22 protein-coding genes are annotated in these 22,310 nt (G+C 40.4%); 8 read left to right on the forward strand and 14 right to left on the reverse strand.

Features of this window, described 5'->3' with window-relative positions:
- Positions 1–586 precede the first annotated feature (586 nt).
- The gene (locus tag UP17_RS18730) at positions 587–1,276 is read right to left on the reverse strand and encodes an HPP family protein (protein ID WP_250211694.1); all 690 of its coding nucleotides are present in this window, start codon (positions 1,274–1,276) and stop codon (positions 587–589) included.
- 429 nt (positions 1,277–1,705) lie between these two features.
- Positions 1,706–2,044, reverse strand: a complete 339-nt coding sequence (locus UP17_RS18735; protein ID WP_061466168.1) for a zinc ribbon domain-containing protein YjdM — start codon at positions 2,042–2,044, stop codon at positions 1,706–1,708.
- Between the two features lie 151 nt (positions 2,045–2,195).
- Here UP17_RS18735 and UP17_RS18740 point away from each other — a divergent pair, with 151 nt between their 5' ends.
- The 4 genes from UP17_RS18740 (at position 2,196) to UP17_RS18755 (ending at position 6,684) form a co-directional block, all read left to right on the forward strand.
- A complete protein-coding gene (locus tag UP17_RS18740) occupies positions 2,196–2,885 on the forward strand; it encodes a response regulator transcription factor (protein WP_061464458.1) in 690 nt (229 codons plus the stop codon).
- On the forward strand, positions 2,882–3,886 hold the full coding sequence (locus tag UP17_RS18745; protein WP_061464459.1) for a sensor histidine kinase: 1,005 nt from the start codon (positions 2,882–2,884) through the stop codon (positions 3,884–3,886). Before UP17_RS18740 ends, UP17_RS18745 begins: the two co-directional genes overlap by 4 nt.
- Positions 3,887–3,986: 100 nt before the next feature.
- Positions 3,987–4,748 (forward strand): ABC transporter ATP-binding protein, encoded by a 762-nt coding sequence (locus UP17_RS18750; RefSeq protein WP_061464460.1) that lies wholly within the window; start codon positions 3,987–3,989, stop codon positions 4,746–4,748.
- Positions 4,738–6,684, forward strand: a complete 1,947-nt coding sequence (locus tag UP17_RS18755) for an FtsX-like permease family protein (protein ID WP_061464461.1) — start codon at positions 4,738–4,740, stop codon at positions 6,682–6,684. Before UP17_RS18750 ends, UP17_RS18755 begins: the two co-directional genes overlap by 11 nt.
- A gap of 653 nt (positions 6,685–7,337) precedes the next feature.
- On the opposite strand, the gene UP17_RS18760 is transcribed toward UP17_RS18755, so the two are convergent.
- Entirely contained in the window at positions 7,338–7,727 is a 390-nt protein-coding gene (locus tag UP17_RS18760; protein ID WP_061464462.1) for a hypothetical protein, read from the reverse strand.
- Between the two features lie 155 nt (positions 7,728–7,882).
- Positions 7,883–8,233, reverse strand: a complete 351-nt coding sequence (locus UP17_RS18765) for a hypothetical protein (RefSeq protein WP_061464463.1) — start codon at positions 8,231–8,233, stop codon at positions 7,883–7,885.
- A gap of 535 nt (positions 8,234–8,768) precedes the next feature.
- Here UP17_RS18765 and UP17_RS18770 point away from each other — a divergent pair.
- Positions 8,769–8,990, forward strand: coding sequence for a DeoR family transcriptional regulator (locus tag UP17_RS18770; RefSeq protein ID WP_034309346.1), 222 nt, complete (start codon positions 8,769–8,771; stop codon positions 8,988–8,990).
- 89 nt (positions 8,991–9,079) lie between these two features.
- On the opposite strand, the gene UP17_RS18775 is transcribed toward UP17_RS18770, so the two are convergent.
- Positions 9,080–9,802, reverse strand: coding sequence for a pseudouridine synthase (locus UP17_RS18775; protein WP_061464464.1), 723 nt, complete (start codon positions 9,800–9,802; stop codon positions 9,080–9,082).
- Positions 9,803–9,924: 122 nt separating this feature from the next.
- Positions 9,925–11,526 carry a putative polysaccharide biosynthesis protein gene (locus tag UP17_RS18780; protein WP_061464465.1) on the reverse strand — a complete coding sequence of 534 codons (1,602 nt, stop codon included), beginning with the start codon at positions 11,524–11,526 and terminating at the stop codon, positions 9,925–9,927.
- 204 nt (positions 11,527–11,730) lie between these two features.
- Here UP17_RS18780 and UP17_RS18785 point away from each other — a divergent pair, with 204 nt between their 5' ends.
- Both UP17_RS18785 and UP17_RS18790 read left to right on the forward strand, forming a co-directional pair.
- A complete protein-coding gene (locus UP17_RS18785; RefSeq protein WP_061464466.1) occupies positions 11,731–12,996 on the forward strand; it encodes a BaiN/RdsA family NAD(P)/FAD-dependent oxidoreductase in 1,266 nt (421 codons plus the stop codon).
- A gap of 319 nt (positions 12,997–13,315) precedes the next feature.
- On the forward strand, positions 13,316–14,662 hold the full coding sequence (locus UP17_RS18790) for an IS1182 family transposase (protein ID WP_061464467.1): 1,347 nt from the start codon (positions 13,316–13,318) through the stop codon (positions 14,660–14,662).
- Positions 14,663–14,982: 320 nt separating this feature from the next.
- Here UP17_RS18790 and UP17_RS18795 read toward each other — a convergent pair whose 3' ends face one another.
- The 3 genes from UP17_RS18795 to UP17_RS28365 all read right to left on the reverse strand — a co-directional run bounded on the left by UP17_RS18795 (position 14,983) and on the right by UP17_RS28365 (position 16,037).
- Positions 14,983–15,312 carry an MGMT family protein gene (locus tag UP17_RS18795; protein WP_081108891.1) on the reverse strand — a complete coding sequence of 110 codons (330 nt, stop codon included), beginning with the start codon at positions 15,310–15,312 and terminating at the stop codon, positions 14,983–14,985.
- Position 15,313: 1 nt separating this feature from the next.
- Entirely contained in the window at positions 15,314–15,466 is a 153-nt protein-coding gene (locus UP17_RS27820; protein WP_155727372.1) for a hypothetical protein, read from the reverse strand.
- 400 nt (positions 15,467–15,866) lie between these two features.
- Entirely contained in the window at positions 15,867–16,037 is a 171-nt protein-coding gene (locus UP17_RS28365; protein ID WP_167555996.1) for a hypothetical protein, read from the reverse strand.
- 147 nt (positions 16,038–16,184) lie between these two features.
- Here UP17_RS28365 and UP17_RS18800 point away from each other — a divergent pair, with 147 nt between their 5' ends.
- The gene (locus UP17_RS18800; protein WP_061464468.1) at positions 16,185–17,114 is read left to right on the forward strand and encodes an SDR family oxidoreductase; all 930 of its coding nucleotides are present in this window, start codon (positions 16,185–16,187) and stop codon (positions 17,112–17,114) included.
- Positions 17,115–17,259: 145 nt separating this feature from the next.
- Here UP17_RS18800 and UP17_RS18805 read toward each other — a convergent pair whose 3' ends face one another.
- The 5 genes from UP17_RS18805 to UP17_RS18825 all read right to left on the reverse strand — a co-directional run bounded on the left by UP17_RS18805 (position 17,260) and on the right by UP17_RS18825 (position 22,177).
- A complete protein-coding gene (locus UP17_RS18805) occupies positions 17,260–17,445 on the reverse strand; it encodes a sporulation protein Cse60 (protein ID WP_057913195.1) in 186 nt (61 codons plus the stop codon).
- Positions 17,446–17,510: 65 nt separating this feature from the next.
- Entirely contained in the window at positions 17,511–18,593 is a 1,083-nt protein-coding gene (locus UP17_RS18810; protein WP_061464469.1) for a tartrate dehydrogenase, read from the reverse strand.
- A gap of 274 nt (positions 18,594–18,867) precedes the next feature.
- On the reverse strand, positions 18,868–20,319 hold the full coding sequence (locus UP17_RS18815; protein ID WP_061466170.1) for an IS1182 family transposase: 1,452 nt from the start codon (positions 20,317–20,319) through the stop codon (positions 18,868–18,870).
- A gap of 279 nt (positions 20,320–20,598) precedes the next feature.
- On the reverse strand, positions 20,599–20,910 hold the full coding sequence (locus UP17_RS18820; RefSeq protein WP_061464470.1) for a rhodanese-like domain-containing protein: 312 nt from the start codon (positions 20,908–20,910) through the stop codon (positions 20,599–20,601).
- 238 nt (positions 20,911–21,148) lie between these two features.
- Entirely contained in the window at positions 21,149–22,177 is a 1,029-nt protein-coding gene (locus UP17_RS18825) for an NADH:flavin oxidoreductase/NADH oxidase (RefSeq protein ID WP_061464471.1), read from the reverse strand.
- Between the last annotated feature and the right edge of the window lie 133 nt (positions 22,178–22,310).

Below are 22,310 nucleotides of genomic sequence, written 5' to 3' on the forward strand. Positions count from 1 at the left end.
CCTTTTTTATACAGACAACTCATTAATCCTATTGTATATCTCTAACGTCATTTATGAATGAATTGTCAGACAAGCAGGGTTAAGCCATTTCCATATGCTTAAGGCTCTAGCATATGGAAATGGCTTTTTATTTTTGCTTATCATTTTTTATACTTACAAAGACTAGTAAAATCCAGATAATTAAGCTATATGCTCGTTTTAATATGAAAAGGCTCTTTTCGTAAAGATTGTTGTTTTTAAAACGAAACTATTTAAGGTTGATTGGAGCGGAAGTGCGAGACTCCTGCGGGAGCAGCGGGACAGGTGAGACCCCACAGGCGTTTACGCCGAGGAGGCTCACCGCCCGCACCAAGGAAAGCGAGCATCTGGAGGGGAAATCAACCACAACTCACTACCTGGTAAATAGCAACAAAGTATGTGAAAACAGCCTATGAAAAAGAGCAATTTTACCGATACCAGAAGCTGCAGCACTAATTAGAACGTTAATTTATTCCTAGACAACTATATTACTATTTTACTTAATAAACATCTCTGTTAGTTAAATAACTTATCATATGGGTTATTTCAGTTAGATACGTTTTTAGTCTCATAACCAGTGCTTTGGATACTGTCTTGTTTGAAATAAGTTATTATAGATCATTGATATAAAAACCAATAATATCGTACCTATTGCAATCGAAATAAGGAATCCCCATCCAGCTTGAGAATTAACGGCAACAAGGGCACTTGCTGCTGCTGGAGGATGAACAGTTTTTGTAAGAGTCATTATTAATAATACAATAGCTAATACTAGACCAATAATGAATAGACTCTTACCTAATATGCTCCAAATAATAAGTGCTGAAATAGTAGAAATTAAATGTCCTCCAATAACGTTACGAGGTTGAGACAAGATACCTTTATGGGAACCGAATACGATTACACAACTTGCACCTAGAGGAGCTAATGCCATAGGATACCCTAAATAGACAGCTACAAAACTAATGATAATAATAGCAATGAGTCCACCTATAGCTGAAACAAAGGAATCAATATAATCAATTCTGTCTTTATCTCTAGCTTCGCCCTTCATTTTCTTTAAATACGCTTTTAAACTTATGTTTGGTTGATTATTCCAACTTTTCTCAAGATTTTTTTCAAAACCCATAATGTATGTTTCCCTCAAGCTTCCTGAATAATTTGATAAGAAAATTGACAGAGTTTCTGCCATAAAAGTTATTTTACAGGAAAGCAATGAATGTTTAAATATATATCTTGATTTTCTGTATTTTGTCAATTACGAAGTTTTCATCCTCTTTTCAACCTGCATTTTCAAAAAAAGGTAACAAAAAAGTCCCTATATTAACGCCGAGCAAAAGGCTCCTCGCCAAACCAAATAACTGACCACCGTGAAAACTCTCCATCTATTTTTTTTTACATCTTTTCCTCCAATTGTGAATTCAAAAGAAAAGAAGTTAATTTGCGTATAATGACAATTAACTTCTTCCACATTATGACGAACTATGAAGTTGGAAAACCTTTTGTCTTTAATGGGAATGAGTAAAGTTATATGTATTTATTTTGGGAATATATCGAAATATTATTATGATTCGGGAGAGGTTATTCAATCAACTTTTAAGAAACTAAAAAAATCCTGGTAGAATTTCAATATCTACCAGGATTAATCATAGAAAAACATTTCCGTTCTGTTGCATTAACACAGCGTTTATACCTTTTTAACAAATTGGGATTTTAATTTCATTGCACCAAAACCATCAATCTTGCAATCAATATCATGATCTCCATCAACTAAACGGATGCTTTTGACTTTTGTGCCCATTTTCAAGACGGATGAACTCCCCTTCACTTTAAGATCTTTGATTACCGTAACGGTGTCACCATCGTTTAAGGCATTTCCATTTGCATCTTTGATAATCTTTTGGTCACTATTTTCAGTTTCCGATTCAATCGTCCACTCATTGGCGCACTCTGGGCAAACAAAAAGACTTCCGTCTTCGTATGTATATTCTGAATTACATGCAGGGCAATTAGGAAAATCAGACATAAATTCACTTCCTCCATTCGTTATTGTCAATTCTAATATAATAATGGTTTGCATACAACCGGTAATGTTTTTTGAGTTTTGCCCCTCCTATAGAACCTATAATGGTTTTACTATATACTTTTAAGAAAAGCTGGAAAGTGCGGTGAACCCTTTGTTTAAACTACTATTGATAGAAGATGATACGACTTTATTCAATGAAATTAAAGATAGATTGGCGCAATGGTCTTATGATATTTACGGAATTGGCGATTTTAGTAAAGTGGTTCAGGAATTCACGGACATAAAACCTGATTTGGTCATCATTGATATACAGTTGCCGAAGTTTGATGGGTTTCATTGGTGCAGAATGATCCGTGCCCATTCTAATGTTCCCATCATCTTTTTATCGTCACGTGATCACCCTACCGATATGGTAATGTCCATGCAGCTTGGCGCTGATGATTTTATCCAGAAGCCCTTTCATTTCGATGTACTCATCGCAAAGATACAAGCCATCCTTCGCCGGGTATATAATTACAATACAGAAAATATCGAATTGAAAACCTGGTGCGGTGCAACAGTGGATTACGAGAAAAACACGGTATCGGCCGAGACTGGCTCAATCGAATTGACAAAAAATGAAATTTTCATCTTGAAAAAGCTCATTGAACAGAAAAACAAGATCGTAAGCCGGGAAGAATTGATCAATAGCTTATGGGATGATAAACGTTTCATAAGCGATAACACCCTTACAGTAAATGTGAACCGTTTACGAAAAAGATTGGATGAACTGGGTTTAGGGCATTTTATCGAAACGAAGGTCGGACAGGGCTATATCGCAATTGAAGAGGCTAATGAATGATCAGAAAATATTTCTTGGAAAGGTTCAGCTGGATCACATTCTACATACTTCTTCATCTATTCTTCATCTTTGTCGCTTTTCTTGACTCGGCCATTCCGTTAAAGCCAATACTGTATATCGTTTTTTTATCATTGATCATGTTCAGTATTTTTTTGATTTTCCGCTATAAAAAAGAAACGTATTTCTATAAAAGTTTGGAAGCTCGGGAAGACAGCCTGGATATAACGAATATACCAGAACCAGAAAGCCCTTTCGAAAAAATAATAGAAAACAGCATCATTAACCAAACCGAAATATTGAAGCAATCCGCAGCAATTGGCCAAATGACTTTAGAGCAGGAGAAGGATGAATTATTATCTTGGATTCATGAAGTGAAGACACCATTGACGGCGATGCATCTAATGATTGACCGCTTGGATGATGAATTACTGAAATCCCATTTGACTTATGAGTGGCTGCGCATTCACCTTCTTCTTGATCAGCAGCTCCATCAAAGGCGCATTCCTTTCATCGAAAATGATTTGTATATTGAGAATACGGATTTGGAAACTATAATCTTTGATGAGATTAAAACGCTGCAATCATGGTGCATTCAAAAAGGAATCGGCTTCGACATACAGTTGGATGTAACCGAAGTGCTTAGTGATGCGAAATGGCTGGCCTTCATCATGAGGCAGCTCTTGACCAACTCCATTAAATACAGTGAAAACTCGGATATTACGATATTCAGCCATGAACAAGCAGAACAAACGATTCTTGAAGTGAAGGATTCTGGTCGGGGCATCGACCCAAAGGATATACCCCGCATATTTGATAAAGGCTTTACATCCACGACAAATCATCGTGATCATGCTGCAACTGGCATGGGTTTATATTTAACCAAGAAAGCAGCAGAGTCCCTATTCATCTCCATTGCTGTAAAATCAAAGCTAGGAACTGGGACGACCATTACCTTGTCCTTCCCAAAAAGAAATGATTTCGTGAATATCACAAGCATGTGACAAAAATGTCACATGCTTTTATTCTTTGTTCGGACAAACGAAGGAAAAGAAATACATCGCCTTTTATAATAAGGATATAGAAAAAAAGGAGTGTATCGACATGAATATATTAGAAGCGAAAAAAATCCATAAAAGCTATGGAAATAAATTCAATAAACAAGAAGTATTAAAGGGTCTCGATATAAGCATACAAGAAGGTGAATTCGTAAGCATCATGGGTGCATCCGGTTCAGGGAAAACGACTTTGCTGAATGTCCTTTCCTCGATCGATAAAATCAGCAACGGCACCATTACGATCGATGGAAAAGAGATTTCAGGTATGAAAGAAAAGAAGTTGGCCGAATTCCGGAAGAACCATCTAGGCTTCATCTTCCAGGAATATAACTTATTGGACACACTGACTGTCAAAGAAAATATCCTTCTGCCCTTATCCATTACAAAAACACCCAAAAATGAAGCGGCACAAAAGTTTGATACCGTAGCGAAAGAACTGGGCATATATGAAGTGAAGGATAAATACCCAAATGAAATTTCCGGTGGTCAAAAACAGCGTACGTCTGCAGCACGGGCCTTCATCCATGATCCAAGCATCATTTTTGCGGATGAGCCGACAGGGGCGCTTGATTCTAAATCCGCTTCCGATTTGTTGAACAAACTGAGCGAAATGAATCAAAAGCGCAAAGCGACGATCATCATGGTTACCCATGATCCAGTGGCGGCCAGTTATTGCAGCAGAGTCATTTTCATTAAAGATGGACAAATTTATACACAATTGAATAAAGGCGAAGAAACCAGACAAATCTTCTTCAAGGACATCATGAAAACCCAAGGTGTATTGGGAGGGGTTCAAAATGAGCATTAATCAACTCATCTTTCGAAATCTGAAAAAGAATCTGAAGAACTATTATCTGTATGTGTTTGCCCTAGTCTTCAGCGCCTCCCTTTATTTCGCTTTTGTCACATTGCAATATGACCCATCCTTGGATGAAGCCGAGGGTACGGTGAAAGGAGCCGCCTCCATCAAGGCTGCATCGATCCTGCTTGTTGCGATCGTTTCCATATTCCTTTTATATGCCAATAGCATTTTCATAAAAAGGCGCAGTAAAGAAATTGGCTTATTCCAATTGATAGGCATGACAAAGAACAGGATATTCCGTATCCTTAGCGTGGAAAACCTGATCCTGTATTTCTGTTCCGTATTCCTGGGAATCTTTGTAGGGTTTGCCGCTTCAAAATTGATCATCATGATTTTATTTAAAATAATGGGTGTCGAGGCGATTGCGACCCTTCAATTTTCTTTTCAGCCGCTTGTTCAAACCGTGCTCGTTTTTAGCGCCATTTATCTTTTCATCATGTTGATGAATTATGCCTTCATTAAAAGACAGACCATTCTTTCATTATTTAGAGTGACTTCAATGACGGAAGGAAAAGTGAAAAAGGTTTCGATGTTCGAAATGATCATCGGGTTATTCGGGATCATCCTGATCATTGCTGGCTATGTCGTTTCATCCAAATTATTCGATGGAGCTTTTTCAGATATGAACGAGCTTTTCATGGCCATGGTCTTCATTCTGGCAACCGTCATCATCGGGACCTACCTATTCTATAAAGGATCCGTAAGCTTCATCTTTAATATCGTTCGTAAAAACAAAAATGGATATTTGAATATCAATGAAGTATTGTCCCTTTCATCCATCATGTTCCGAATGAAATCGAATGCGATATTATTGACGATCATCACGACCGTTTCCGCTTTGGCGATAGGATTATTATCATTAAGCTATATCTCCTACTACTCCGCGGAGAAGAGTGCAAAAAGCAGTATCCCTACCGATTTTTCCATGACGGATATGAAAGATGCTGATGCATTCAAAGAAGCTTTATCAGCCAGTAAAATTGATTATGACGAAAAGGTGATTGATGTCATTCAAGTGGATGCCAATGTAAAGGAAATAATGGAAACCAGCCTGGATGAAGTGAACTTTGATCCAGACACCATGACCGTTCCCGTCATCAGTGATGAATCCGTTAAAGGAATCAACCTCGCTGAAGATGAGACCCTTTTCAGCGGATACAGTAATATGATGGAAAAGGTCATATCCTTGAAGGATTCCGGAAAGATTGAGCTAAAAGGCAAGCATGAAGTGATTCCGCAAACATATATGGGATTGAATGATGATACCTTCGTGTCCTATTACTTCACGAGTGGCGGTTTGCCCGTTGCCATTGTAGACCAAACGATATTCGACCGTTTGAAAAAGGATGTCGACCCGAAAATCCAAAAGGTATCATCTGTCAATATCGGAATTGATGTGAAGGATGAAGCTGAAGTTGAAAAGGCGAATGATATATTCAATGCAATGAGTTTTAATGAAAAACATGTGAATGATTCCCAATTCGAAATGTTCAACACCCAGAAGAAGAATATGGGTCTTATCATGTTCATCGTCGGCTTCTTGGGATTGACTTTCCTCATTACATCCGGATGTATCCTCTATTTCAAGCAAATGGATGAAAGTGAAAATGAAAAATCAAATTATACTATTTTAAGAAAGCTAGGATTCACCCAAGGTGACTTACTAAAAGGAATCCAAGCAAAACAAGTCTTCAATTTCGGCATTCCTTTAGTTGTCGGTCTGCTTCATAGTTATTTCGCAGTCCAATCAGGATGGTTCTTATTCGGGACCGAAGTTTGGACACCGATGATCATTGTTATGGCACTATACACGGCATTGTATTCGATCTTCGGAATCCTATCCGTATTTCATTACAAGAAGGTCATTAAAGAATCTCTATAAGATGCTGAAAGCTCCAGGGTCCATGAGGCCCTGGAGCTTTTAAACTGCAGAAAAATTCGAATAAAAGTGATTTCCACTCCAGGCACTCGCTTTCCGCGGGCGGTCCGGAGCCTCCTCGGCGCTCTTTGCGCCTGCGGGGTCTCCCTTGGACACGCCTTTCCCGCAAGAGTCTCGTACCTTCCGTTTCAATCAACTGGTGTTTTTTTCAGAAAAAATTCAGGCAAACTGCAACGATTTTTAAACAAACCCTCAAAGAAGTTTCAGCTGCTTTCATAAATCCGCTCCCTTTCCATCCTGCCAAGCTTCCAGCGAGTCTTTGGCTAGCCAGTTATTCGGCAGGAGTGTCTCCACCCTTTCACTCCAATGGGATCCCATACTTAAAAAAGTATTGCGGGATACAATGTTACCTTTGCACCCTTAAACATGTGCGGTATTTGCAGTAGGACGTGAGTCGTCATTGTTAATCATTCCTTCGGTACGGAGATCGATTTGACTGTGTGGGTTTTATTCAAATTTCCTTTAAGACGGTACAACTGCGTTTCCCGAAATATCAGAATGTTCCGTTTATTAATATCTGTTTGTTTGCTTTTTCTTGATCCGCATTGGGCTTATCATCTGGGTTTGCATCCACTAATTAAGACGACTAATGGTAGTTAGCCTTCGGTAAGTGCTAAGTAATGCTTTACTTTCCCGTTATATTCAACGATTAGAACATCATCTCGCTCTTTTGTGGTGTATATTTTTGTTCCTATGGGTAATTGATTGGCCATACCATCTTTAAAAGATTTACTGAAATCGTTTGAGAATTCCTCTGTAATTTCTCCAACAAATTCGTTCTTAGTCAGTTTAAGCTCATTCACCCATTCAATATCCGTTTTATAAATGATCTTTTCCCATTGGAGAATGTCTGCATTTTTATCAAGATTTAATATTTCTTCTGCATCTGGATTTTTAGATGTCACGGTTTTGATTTCTGTTTTAACACAACCCGACAAATAAAAAATGCAAACGATTAACATGAAAACCAATATGTTTTTCTTCATCATACACCTCCATTCAATTAGACGTATGGTATTATCTTTCGTTACTGAATATGGCTTTGTATTGCTATTAAGTGTTCCGGTTAGTTACATTCATTTTCATCCGAAAAATAAAAAAATGCCCTTTCATACCGAGGGCATTTTCATAATCCAATTTATTAATTTACGAAAAGATATAACTTCCTATGATATTCCACAAATGCCTGCTGGTCCTTTTCCGTGTAGTCCATCCACTTTACTTTCTTGCATCTTTCCTCTAATCTCTCATTCAATTCATCTTCTATTTCATTCATGAAACGAATGATTTCCCCATAAGGCATATTGAAATGACGGGCTGCAAGCCGGGGCGGAGAATGCTTTACCAGCAATCTCATGAATTGATCGACCGTGTCCGCCTTCGATGCAAGATAATCTTCCTCGCTCACGATGAATTCATACACTTGTTTTTTCACGCCAGAAAGTCTGGTCACTTCGTCGCGCAATAAAAACTCCATTAATCTTTCGTTCATGCGGCTCTACCTCGAATTTGTTAATATTTACATTCCTTGAGATCATGTATGAAAAGGCTACATTGCTCAACACCTCATTATGACATCGTAACCGCAAGCCATCAAGCAATTCCTGTAATCGGACACAAAACGTAACGACTACGATTTCCTTTTTAAGTAAAGTACATGTATATGCCTCATAGTCAACGTTCGTGTTGTATGACATCTCTTGATGCATAATTAGCATCCTTTTTTGGAAAAATATGTGTATGAACAAATGGGCAACACAACCTTTATTAATTTTTATATATGTAAAGAGAATAATTTTGTTAAAATTTGATATAATAAATGTAATATTTAGTCAATTGGCATCTTTTTATAGAATTTGCTTTTATAAAGGGGTAAAATGAAGCTAATGACATCTTATTTTTTCTAAATGTTTCCGAGGAGTTATAGGGTGGGTAAGCAAGTACATAGTGACAGCTGAAATGCTGTCCGACATATCGGTTGTTTTCATTTGTTCAGAATAACAATGAAAAGAATAAGGAGTGATTTTTTGAAACCTTCAACAAATCGCATGTTAACCCGTATTAAATCCGTTTATATGTTCATTAGTAATAACGGTACGGTTTCTACTCAAGAGCTTGTAGAAGAATTTGGCATCACTCCTCGAACTGTGCAGCGCGATTTAAATGTCTTAGCGTACAATGACCTTGTTCAAAGCCCCAGCCGTGGCCTTTGGACGACAACAAGTAAAAAGGTGAAGATGTCATCGTAAAAAGAACGACCACCCGAACAAAATCGATATGTAAAAAAATACTTTGAGGCGGACAATATTTGTCCGCCTCATTTTTTCATGCTTATTTATCATTCGGCAGGTTGGCCCGCCTTTAACTGTTCAAGCTCTTCCGCCGTTAACTCACGGTATTCACCAAGCTCAAGTTCCTCATCCAGTTGTAAACTTCCCATGGAAAGGCGCTTGAGGTAGACGACACGTTTGCCCACGGCCTCAAACATCCGCTTCACCTGATGGAACTTTCCTTCCATGATCGTCAGCTCTATATCCGATGTCAGTCCTGATTTTAAAATATTCAATTCCCCTGGTTTTGTCTCGTACCCATCATCTAAGGTCACGCCGTTTCGGAATGCCTCGATATCCCGTTCCGTTACTTCGCCATCAATGACGGCAAAATATGTTTTAGGAACATGTTTCTTCGGGGAAAGCAGTTGGTGGGCAAGCTTTCCGTCATTCGTGATCAGCAATAAACCTTCTGTGTCCTTATCCAGACGGCCCACAGGGAATGGCTCGAACACCGAATCCTCTGGCTCCAAGATATCGATGACCGTTTCTTGGTGTTTGTCTTCCGTTGCCGACAATACGCCTGGCGGTTTATTCATCATTAAATATATGAACTCCCTGTATTCAACCCGTTCACCATGAACCGTCACAATTTCCTTATCAGGGTCCACTTGTTCTTTCGGATCCTTCAGCAGCCTTTCATTGACCTTGACGGCGCCGGATTTCAGGAGCTTTTTCACTTCTTTCCTGCTTCCATACCCAATATTGGATAATATCTTATCAATTCTCATCATTTCCTCCTAAAGCCTTTTCAGTAAAAGGCCTTGCCCACTATAATGACAGGCAAGGCAAAATTTTAAATCCGGGATTCACTTTATCATACCCTTTTTTTTACACATCAAACTTCTATCCTTTATAATCCTAATTTAGCTTTTAACCGATCGATCCGGGTACCGAACAAACGATGGGCAAGTTTGCTTTTTAAGGATAGCGCTGCAAAAATGAGAGCTCCAAAGGTTGCACAAACGGCCACGATCAAAATCGCTTGAAAGCGCCCTTCCGTTGTAAACCACAGCGATAATAAACTGTTCATGCCCCATACAGCCAGTCCCATTATGATTGAAAATACAGTGATCAATACGGATCTTCTGATGGTAAGGCTATAACGATAGCCAGTAAAGTAGGTAATGACATATAAATTCAGCAAGACAGCTGCCAAGTAGCCGAAGGCCGTGGCATAAACGGATCCTTCCGTTTCAAACAACTTGATCAGTGGGATATTCAAGCTCAATTTGATTAAAAAGCCAACTAGCAGGCTGAGCACCGTATATTTTTGCTGATTGATCCCTTGTAAAACAGCCGCCGAAATGGAAAAGAGCGCAAATAAGATAGAAACGGGAGCATAAGCCTTCAGGACACTGATTCCAAGTGGGTCATGGCTGTAAAAGGCACTATAGATTGGATCGGCCAGCACCGACATGCCAACGACCGCGGGAATCGTAATGAACAACAAAATTTGAAAGGCCTGGTTCAGCTGGCGGTTGAACTCTTCCGAATCCTCGCTTACATATGCCTTCGTCACCGAAGGAAGAAGTGCCATCGAAAACCCGGTTGCAAGCGTCATTGGAATCACGACAAGTTTCTGGGCATACACGTTCAAAACCCCAAGAGCATCTTCCGCGACATGCTGTAATCCGATGGACGACATCGCTTTATTGAAAGACAATAAGTCCGCAAACTGAAACATTGGCATCGCGATTCCGACGAATATGAAAGGAATCGACGAAAGAAATATTTCTTTATAAATCTCCGGCAGGGAAATTTCCAGCGTTCCCCGGTCTTTCTCCATCAAACTGTCCAAATGGGGCTTTTGTTTTTTCCAATACCAAAATAACACCACTAAACCGCCGACAGCCCCGACCGTCGCCGCGAATGTAGCCATTTGGATAGCCTTCACTAACTCTCCATCCATGACATTTAAAACAACATACACACCGGCCAGAAGGAACACGATGCGGACAACTTGTTCAACAACCTGAGATATGGCCGTTGGCTCCATCGCTTCATGACCTTGAAAAAAGCCGCGGATGATACTCATGAACGGTACAAAAATCAAGGCGAAGCTGACAGCCCGTATGATCTCCGTGACATCCGCTACATCTTCCTTCTTGACTCCAAAGATTCCAGTAAACATCGGTGCCATGGTATAGAGAATCAAAAAAGCGAGAAAACCGGTGGCAGCCATTAATTTCAGGCTCGATTTAAATAACTTCTCACCGACGGCGTACTCCTCGAGCGCATTATACTTCGAAATGAATTTCGAAACAGCAAGCGGCATGCCTGCCGTTGCAAAGCTGATGAAAATAGTATATGGAACGTATCCATATTGATAGAGGGTAGCCCCTTTATTCCCAACCATATGTTCAAAGGGGATGACATAAAACAAACCAAGAATCTTGGAAATAATTGCTCCCAGCGTTAATATAAAAGCCCCTTTTAAAAATTTAGACGACATCTAATCCCATCCTGCCTCTGTCAGTTACGTTTTACACGCTTTTTATCTTAACATAATAAATTAATTTTTCTATAAAAACTACTCTCAAGTTTATCTTTTTCGAAGATAATACACAAACAAATAATTTCTCTTTTTCTACATTCGCAATCTGACGGGCTCTTGCTATATAATGAAGGGACTGAAAATGATAAAGTGGTGATCAATTTGAAATATGATGTAGTGGTAATTGGCGGCGGTCCTTCCGGATTGATGGCAGCAATTGCAGCCGGGGAAAAAGGTGCCCATGTATTGTTAGTGGATAAAGGCGAGAAGCTTGGAAGGAAACTTGCAATCTCGGGCGGCGGACGCTGCAACGTGACGAACAGGCTCTCCATCGATGAAATCATTCAGCATATCCCTGGAAACGGGCGATTTCTATACAGTGCTTTCTCAGAATTCAACAATGAAGACATTATTCAATTCTTTGAAAAATTGGGTGTGGCTCTAAAAGAAGAGGACCATGGCCGGATGTTCCCAGTTAACGATAAAGCACAGAGTGTCGTGGATGCCCTACTGACGCGCCTGTCGAATTTAAAGGTTACGACTTATAAGAACTCACCAGTTGCCGAAGTTCTCTATGAACATGGAAAAACAAGCGGGGTCCGGTTAAAAGATGGACAGACCATTGACACAGATGCAGTCGTGATTGCTGTCGGCGGAAAATCAGTTCCTCACACCGGTTCAACCGGGGATGGCTACGCATGGGCTAAAAAGGCGGGGCATACGATTACCGAATTGTTCCCAACTGAAGTTCCCGTACTTAGCCATGAAACATTCATTAAAGATCGAACACTTCAAGGCCTTGCACTTCGGGATGTTTCATTGAGTGTCCTCAACCCAAAAGGCAAGGCCCTGATCACACACCAAATGGATATGCTCTTCACCCATTTCGGCGTCTCCGGTCCAGCTGTTCTAAGGTGCAGCCAATTCGTCGTGAAGGCGATGAAAAAATGGAACCTATCGGAAGTGACAATGAAACTCGATGCCCTTCCCGACCGAAACAAGGAAGAGGTCTTTCAAGACATCATGAAAGAAATCAAAGCCGAACCGAAAAAAGCCATTAAAAATACGTTAAAAGGATTAGTTCCTGAACGATACCTTCACTTTCTGCTTGAGCGAAGCGGCATCGATCTTCAAGAACAAGGAGCGACGATATCAAATGAAAAAATCCGCCGCTTTGCTGAACTATGCAAGGACTTCCAATTTGGAGTGCATGGCACCCAGCCGCTAGAAAAAGCCTTCGTCACGGGGGGCGGCGTATCCGTCAAGGAAATCCACCCAAAAGAAATGGCATCCAAAATAATGGATGGCCTGTATTTTTGCGGTGAAATTCTGGATATACACGGATACACTGGCGGCTACAATATCACCTCGGCATTAGTAACCGGAAGACTCGCCGGAATGAATGCTGCCATGTATGCCCGTTCATAATTCCTAAAAAAGGCTGATCCATTTGGATCAGCCTCCAGACTGTAGACAAACTCGATGAAAATCGAGTTTGTCTACAGTTTTTTTGAGGGTTTTAAAAATTCGAACGTTGATTTCAACTCCAGGCACTCGCTTTCCGCGGGCGGTCCGGGAGCCTCCTCGGCGCCTTTGCGCCTGTGGGGTCTCCCTTGGACGCGCTTTTCCCGCAGGAGTCTCGCACCTTCCGTTCCAATCAACTTTGTTTTAACAATTAGATATAACCGCTTTTGCCTACAGTCAATTTTGTTTTAAAATAGGAGTATTAAAACTTGAGGTGATGACGATGCTTTCGAAACATAATTCTATTCAGCGAGATAAACTTGAAATGATTACTTTGGATCAACTGGTGCCAGCGAACCATTTGGTTCGTAAAATTGAGGCGGCCATTGACTTTACTTTCATTTATGACTTGGTGAAAGATATGTATTCAGAGATAGGGCGCCCAAGTATTGATCCAGTTATTTTAGTTAAATTGACATTCATTCAATATACCTTCGGTATTCGTTCGATGCGTAAAACAATTGAAGAAGTTGAAACGAATATGGCTTACCGTTGGTTTTTAGGTTACGGGTTCCATGATAAAGTGCCTCACTTCTCAACATTCGGGAAAAATTACGAGCGACGCTTTAAAGATACTGACCTGTTTGAACAGATTTTCTATCGCATCTTAATGACAGCTTCCGAAAGAAAGTTAATAAGTGCTGAGCATGTATTCGTTGATTCCACTCATGTGAAAGCCAGTGCAAATAAGCGAAAGTTCGCAAAGAAAGTCGTTCGCAAGGAAACACGAGCGTATCAAGAACGCCTTCAAGAAGAAATAAATCAAGATCGTGAAAACCATGGAAAGAAACCTTTTCCACCAGATAAATTTGATAAGGAAGAAACCAAAGAGATTAAAGAAAGTACAACAGATCCTGAGAGTGGTTACTATGTGAAAGATGAACGGACAAAACAGTTTGCCTATTCATTTCACACGGCTGCAGACCGCAATGGTTTTGTGCTAGGAACGATTGTAACACCTGGAAATACGCATGATAGCCATATGTTAGAGCCACTGGTTGAACAAGTGATTGAGAAAGTTGGAAAGCCTGAAGCCGTTGCCGCAGATGCAGCTTATAAAACACCAGCCATTACAAGCTACCTTTTTGACAAAGAAATCACACCGGCTTTACCCTATACACGGCCTCGAACAAAAGAAGGATTCTTCCGCAAACATGAGTATGTTTACGATGAACATTTTGACTGTTACCTTTGCCCATCGGGCGAGATTTTAAAGTACTCAACAACAAATAAAGAGGGATATCGTGAGTACAAATCTCCCAAACACATTTGTAAGACATGTTCATTTTTATCACAGTGTACAGAAAGCAAAGACCATCAAAAAGTGGTGACGCGCCATATCTGGCAAGAAAATATGGAAGAAGCAGATCATCAAGATGTAAAACCTATCTATGCGAAACGCAAGGAAACGATTGAGCGTGTATTCGCAGATGCAAAAGAAAAGCATGGTATGCGTTGGACTACTTTAAGGGGACTTAAAAAATTGTCGATGCAGGCGATGCTTACGTTCGCTGCCATGAATTTAAAGAAGATGGCCAATTGGACATGGCAAGGTCCAAAAATGACCTAACATAGTGGGCTCGTAGAGACCCAAGCTCTTAATCTTGAGCAAAATTCCAAGAAAATATCAAAAGGGGTTCGGAATTAAAACATTCCGAACCCCTTTTGTCGACAAACTGAAGGCTGATCCGTTTGGATCAGCCTCTTTTTTATGCGATTTATAATCATTCAGTGCTTGATGGACATTAATTCAGGCGCTGGCGCAGGTTTTTCGGCCGTTCTTGCACTTTTTCCGACCGACAGCGCTTTTAATCGACCGTACTCCTACTTTTTTCGACCCATAACGTTTTTATTCGGCCGTTCTCGCAATTTATTCGACCGCTTCCTCTTTTATTCCGGCTTTCCATTGAAAAATTCTGGATGATAGCGAAAAGCTTCGAGGTCAACGGTATTCCTCTTCGTGAATGTGACGCCTTCACTCTCCAGCATCGCCTTCTGGTGTTCTGCGGCTCCCTCTGCCTTTATGCCGATTTCGCCTTTGGCATTGATAACCCGATGCCAAGGAAGGTCATGTTTTTTGCTGCTTGAATGAAGGATCCTTACGACCTGCCTTGCACCTTGCTGACTTCCGGCGAGCTGTCCTATTTGACCATATGTCATCACTTTGCCGGAAGGGATATGTTGAATGATCTTAATCACCCGTTCTGTAAAACTTTCCAAATTACTCACCCCTTTGTTCTATCCGTTTACCAATCGTAATTTTTTTATCGGTTATCAGGAACCCATGATGCTTGATCAAGTCGATCTTAAGCTCAGCAATCACTCTACAGTCATCGTAAGCATAGACAGAAATCAATCCTTGTTCATTGATCAATTTATCGATTCATTTTTCATATGCCCCTATCGCTCGCTAACTTGATCCTCATTGCCCCATGTCCGCACGAGTTGATTCCGTTTTAGAATATGTATCGATGTTTTTCAAGCATTTTTGAAGGATGGAAGTCTCCATGAAAACAATAAAAATCAAAATTATTAATAAGATGCACTTGCTCCAATTGCTCCTGTGTATTACGTTTAACTTTACCCATTATCAGCAAGTTTGTAAAATTCATAGAAAAATATAGTCAGTTTTTCTTAATTATATGGATGAAATCCACAGCTGTTTCGATTTGTTGATTCAAATTGGGACTGCTTTTAGTCCACACGGTGAAAGACCAAGCAGCCCAATTCAACAGGCTCGTTCTTCATGTATTTTCCCAATTTGATGTTCGTACTTAAATCACGGGATAATACGGTACATAACGCGGGTTATAATAATATGGCGGTCTTGGCCCTATGAGGGGCAATTCAAAGGTATTGGGGTTGGAATCATATAACAACTCCACTTTTTCATCCGATTGTCCGACCAATAGCAACTTCACATTTTCGCTATAATAATATGGCATATGGAGGCCTCCAAAATTTTTTTCCTATCCTTTAGCATATTCCAACAGCACGGCAACGAGCCCGTACCTAAACCTGTTCTTCATGCACCGCATTTACCTGGTTTACATAAAGTAATCCGACTAAATTCTTTTTTAGGAGGACTCCTCATGGCAGAAGATAAGAAAAGGAAATCATCTGGAAAAGACTATCCCATGCATCCGAATTATGGAAAAATAACTCGTTATCCAGACGTCCCCATCACCGTTCCTGAGCAACGCCAATTTCGCCAACCTGGTGTAGAAAAATTAATGGTGCCCCGGCCAATCATCGAAAATCCCAATTATAGGGGCAGCGGGAAATTAACAGGAAAGGTCGCATTGATAACTGGAGGTGATAGCGGGATTGGTGCAGCGGCTGCCATCGCTTTTGCTAAAGAAGGCGCAGATGTTTCCATCGCTTATCTGGATGAACATGAGGATGCCAATCGCACAAAAACGCGAATTGAAGAGCTTGGGCAACGTTGCATATTGCTGCCTGGTGACTTAAGGGATAAACAGCAATGCATCGATATCGTGGAAAACACCATTGAAACATTTGGAAAGCTCGATATTCTTTGTAACCACGTGGGTATTCAATTTCAGCAATTAAGCTTGCTGGATATTACGGATGAGCAATTCGATGATACCTTTAAAGTGAATATCTATTCCCACTTCTACACGACCCGGGCTGCCCTTCCCCATTTAAAGGCGAGTTCCTCCATCATTAATACATCTTCTGTCGTTACATTTAATGGGAATAAGCAATTGATTGATTACACAGCGACTAAAGGGGCCAATATCGGTTTTACCCGTGCCTTGGCAAACAGTCTTGTCGATCAAGGCATCCGGGTGAACGCCATTGAGCCTGGAAGGTTTTGGACCCCCCTCATCCCGGCAAGTTTCTCGGCCGACGAAGTGACACAAGCAGAGAACCCGATGGAGCGCCAAGGCCAGCCGTTTGAACTGGCTCCCACCTTTGTTTATCTTGCTTCGGATGATTCCCATTTTGTGACAGGACAAACACTTCATGTAAACGGCGGGGAAACGACATCATCCTGACTTCCCAAATCGTATAATCTTCCCCCCTGTAATCCACTTTCTTCGAACATTCACGAAAAAAGACTACCTTGATTTGCCCGAATTACAGCAATAGGTAGTCTCATATTGTTTATATGTACGGAAAACGATAGGGCGAATCCCGCCTTCATTTTTTCTTATAAATGATCATCGCACTAAAACAGTAGATCTGTTCCTCTTCCTCTTCACCTGTAGTGGCGACATTATATTTGATGTCAACGATTTGATTATCACGAATGTCTTCCAAGAAAACGTTCATTTCATCCTCTAGATCCTTTTCATGCTCATAATCGAATAATTTGACTTGTATCAACGGCTTTCCCCTGCCCTTTTACTATAATGATAGTTATTGTGCAGGATGCCCATTTTTCATGATGATTATACCTGATTTGTTTGTAAAGCGGCTAATACTGCCACCACTTCATCCCCGACTTCTTCTGTAGAGGCTACCCCGCCCATATCAGGCGTCAGTGCCCTTTTATCGACCATCACCCTTTCGATCACGTCCAACACTTTTGCACCCCACTCCTCATGCCCGAAGAAATCAAGAATCTGACTGGCGGACCATATGGCCGCAAGTGGATTGGCGATGCCTTGATGGGCAATATCCGGCGCTGAGCCATGAATCGGTTCGAACATCGAAGGATAAATCCGTTCCGGGTTTAAATTGGCTCCGGCTGCCAAACCCATCCCGCCTGCAATGGCAGCACCTAAATCCGTGATGATGTCACCAAACAAATTGGAGGTGACAACGATTTGAAATCGTTCGGGCTGTTTGACAAAAAACATGCTTGCCGCATCGACCAGATAGGAATTCGTTTCTACCTCCGGATACTCAATCCCGATTTCTTCAAAAACCTGATCCCAAAAAACCATTGAATAATTCAATGCGTTCGCCTTGCTTATACTCGTTAGCGTCCTGCCCGTTTTACGCGCCAGTTCATACGCATAACGGATGATTCTCTCCGTTCCCTTTCGCGAAAAGACCCCCGTCTGCAGTACAACTTCTTCTGGCTTGCCTTTGAAAAGCCAATCACCAGCACCGGAATATTCCCCTTCACTGTTTTCACGGATGACAATCATATCGATTTGGTCCCGTGTCACGTCTTTTAATGGACAAGGTGCACCTTGAAGCAATTTAACGGGTCGAACATTTACATATTGGTCAAATTGCTTTCTGATTTTCAGCAGAAGCTCACGTAATGAAATATGATCCGGGACACCAGGATAACCAACCGCCCCAAGATACACGGCATCAAACTTCATAAGTTGTTCCAGCCCGTCATCGGGCAGCATTTTACCATGCTCAAGATAATATTCGCATCCCCATGGAAAATATGTGAACTCGAAAGAAAAATCCCCGGCAATCCCAGCCACTTTTTTTAGGACCTTAACACCCTCATTAATCACTTCAGGGCCTATTCCGTCACCCGCAATGACCGCTATTTTATAAACATCCATTCTTCGCCCTCCTTTATCTATATATTCTGATTTCAACACCCTGATTTTAACATATAACCTTTGCATTCCCGCTCCTAATGGAAACGCTTAAATGTGAACAGCAAAAAAAATTTTACCGGAAAGGTCCATAATGCAAAAAGAGCCCTTTCATGAAAGAGGCTGCTGAAAAACTCACGTTTTTCTAACTAGTACGGTAAATCAAACTAAAAAAAAGACAATTCTCATTCGATACTTGAATGGAAATCGTCTTTTTTTGCTTCTTTGTGTCACTTTTTTAGGCCTTTAATTTCAATATTCTTTTCAAGTTAACGGTGAAAATAGCCATTGCTCCTTGTAATTCCATGCCAAGTAGACCCGAGGATTTTGCAACATCATACCCGTGTCTGTGTTTCAATTCACTGTTTTTCGCTTCTATTTTATAACGTTCTTTTGATTTTTCTTTAAAATACTCACTTTCCTGGAATGTAGCCTGTTCTGTATGTTCATTGGATTTAATACTGACAGAATAGGTCTTGCTTTTCGCTCCTTCTTTATAACAGCCCTCTTTTAAGGGACAAATCTTACACTTTTCTATATCGAAGTAATAGGTATCTGTTTGATTCGTCGCTACATCTTTTTTGCCCTGGCGAGCTTTCCTGATAGCCAAATGCCCAGCCTTACAAACGTACATTCCTGCATCCTTATTAAATTGAAATTCCTCTTCCTTCTTCCGGAATCCCTGTGTAACAGAAGGATTCAATTTTGCGACTAGTTTAATGTTATTTTCTTCACTGTATTCAATATTTCCCTTCTCTGAGTAAGCTGTATCGCCAATCACGGTCTCAATCACCATACCGGCAGCCGTGCTCTTTTCAATTAATGCCTTTAATTCTTTACCGTCCGTTTTTTCACCTGTAGTGATAGTCGCAGCTGTAATGATTCGTTCCTCACTCATCGCAATATGTGTTTTGTATCCAAAGAAAGAAGAGTCAGCACTCTTGTGGCCAATCTTGGCATCTTGGTCTTTGGAGATCCTTAACTGTTCGATATCATCGGATACCGTTTCCTTTAATAGATTTAACTGCTCTTTTACCTTTGGATATTGGGTGATACGCTCCTCTGTTTCCACTACCTCGATGAGCTTCTGGCAATAAGTAATTTCATCCTGCAATACATCAGTAGTGGTTTTGGATGGGAATTTATTTTTCATCTCTTCATCTATCGAATAGATTACTTTTCTTAATCCTTTAGATTGGTCCATCAATATTTCTTTTGGAGTCTTATGATTGTATCTGGCTTTCGTGTGGGTGGCATCCACAATAATCGTTTTGTTTTTAATGATTTCCTTTTCAATCGCAATCTCAACGGTTTTATGAATGAGCATATCCAAAAGGTTTATGTCTTTTAAACGGAGCTTTCGAAATTTCGTTAAGGAGCTAGGGTCAATAACTGGATCTTCTGGAGCCATGCCGAGGAAATATTTAAAGGACATGTCATACCTGGAACGCTCAACTATATCCACATCTGATAGGTCATGAATGGTCTTGAGCAGCAAATATTTAAACATACGTATTGGATCGACAGCATTCCTACCGTTATGAAGACAGTAGTTGTCCCTCAATTCTTCCAACACAAAAGAAAAGTCAATAAGTTCATTGATCTTGCGTAACATGTTATCCTTTGGAACCACTACATCATAAATGGCCATATATGGACTAAAAACCATAGACGTTTGTTTTTGAATCATCGTAATCACCCACATAAATTTATTACCTTTGATTATAAAACAAAAAAAGGTAGATTTCCTCAGAATAAACTGAGAAAATCTACCTCTATTGGCCCGAAGGGACTTTTTCAGTGCCCTCTCATGAAAGGACCCTTTTTTTTCATGCCTTTAAATATGCACGTCTTTCCGCATATTCTCGGCATTGTGAACAAACCGCGATTTTTTTTCTTTCTTCATTCAAATATGTCGTTACATTCTTGGATTTACGCTTACAAAAGTAACAGGTTTTTTTGAAGAGCTTCACTTAACGATGACTTCGCCGTCCCATTCAAGCATTCCGCCTTCCATGTTTGCCACTTTATATCCTTGTTCCTGAAGATAATGGCATACATTTTCACTGCGGCGTCCTGAACGGCAGATAAAGATGTATTCTTTTTCTTTATCAAAATAATCAAGATTAGCTGGGATATCATTCATGCGGATATGTTTCGCGCCTTCGATCATTCCTTCTTGCACTTCTTCGTCTTCACGAACATCGACAAGTTCCATCGCTTCGCCTGCCTCAAGCTTTGCTTCCACTTCTTCAGTTGTAATGATTTTGATTTCTTCCATAATTAGCACCTCGAATTATCGTATGATTTATCTAATTCATTATAACAAATATTCCAGCCAAACATTACTTTATGGATTGTGTACTTTTAAGGTAAACATACAACGCTAATTGAAAATGCATGTTCACTTATATTCATTCTTGATAAAAGCGCACCTAACAGGATAGCTGATTTTTAAAAATAAAACGCCAGCGAATATCATTTTCGCTAGCGTTTTATTTTGAACTAATGAATTATTCTTAATGTCTGAAACCTCGCTCATATTGTTTAGGAATATCAACTTGTTTATTCAAAGTTTTAGATGCTTCTAGAGACCAGTAAGGGTTGCGCAACATCCCTCTTCCTATTGCCACCAAGTCTGCTTCTTCATTTCCAATGATTGAGTTTGCAAGAATTGGATCATCTAATCTACCTACAGCAATCACTGGAATATCCAAAGCTTTTTTAATTTCCCTAGCCAATGGCGTTTGATAGCTAGCATGCGTGCCCGGTCTTCCGTCTGCTCCAATCGGGCCCTCTCCGCCAGAGCTGACATGGAACATATCCACACCTGCTTCTTTAAAGACTTTGGAAAACTCAATACTTTCTTCCAGACCGTATCCGCCTTCCACGTATTCTTTTGCAGAAATACGCATAATTAAAGGCATATCAGCTGGCATTTCGCTTTTCACTGCTTCAATTACTTCTACTCCAAATTTGGTTAAGTCTTTTCCGTATTCATCTTCACGTTTATTCGTAAGTGGCGATGTGAATTGGTGAATTAAATATCCGTGTGCCCCATGCAATTCAATCACGTCAAAGCCTGCTTGAACGGCTCTTCTAACTGAGTTACGGAATTTATCGACCATTTCCTTAACTTCTTCCGTCTCCAAAGCTCTTGGTGTCTTAAACGTTTCGTCAAACGCGATGGCTGATGGTGCTACCGGCGTTTCTGCATCCTGTGCTTTACGCCCCGCATGAGCAATTTGAATACCGATTTTTGCACCGTATTGATGAACCTCCTTAACGATTTTGGAGAAGGCATCAACTTGATCGTCAGACCATAATCCAAGATCGCCATTCGTAATCCGGCCATCAGGTTCTACATCCGTCATTTCCACGATGATAAACCCAGTGCCGCCAATTGCTCTGCTCACATAATGGTGCTGATGCCAATTAGTTGGTATCCCATCTTCCGCTTCGACGGAATATTGGCACATAGGCGGCATGACGATCCTATTTTTCAATTCAAGTTCTTTTATGCGATAAGGCGAAAATAAATCTTTCATATTTTTTATCTCCTTCAATTTATAATGCATGCACATGCATTTATATCATCTCGATAATATTGTGTCAACTAATCAGATTCTCCTTAACAGACGATTGCGTTCATTGTAAACGCTATCGTTTGTTGGTACACAT

It is taken from the genome of Peribacillus simplex, assembly GCF_001578185.1.
GTDB lineage: Bacteria > Bacillota > Bacilli > Bacillales > DSM-1321 > Peribacillus > Peribacillus simplex_A.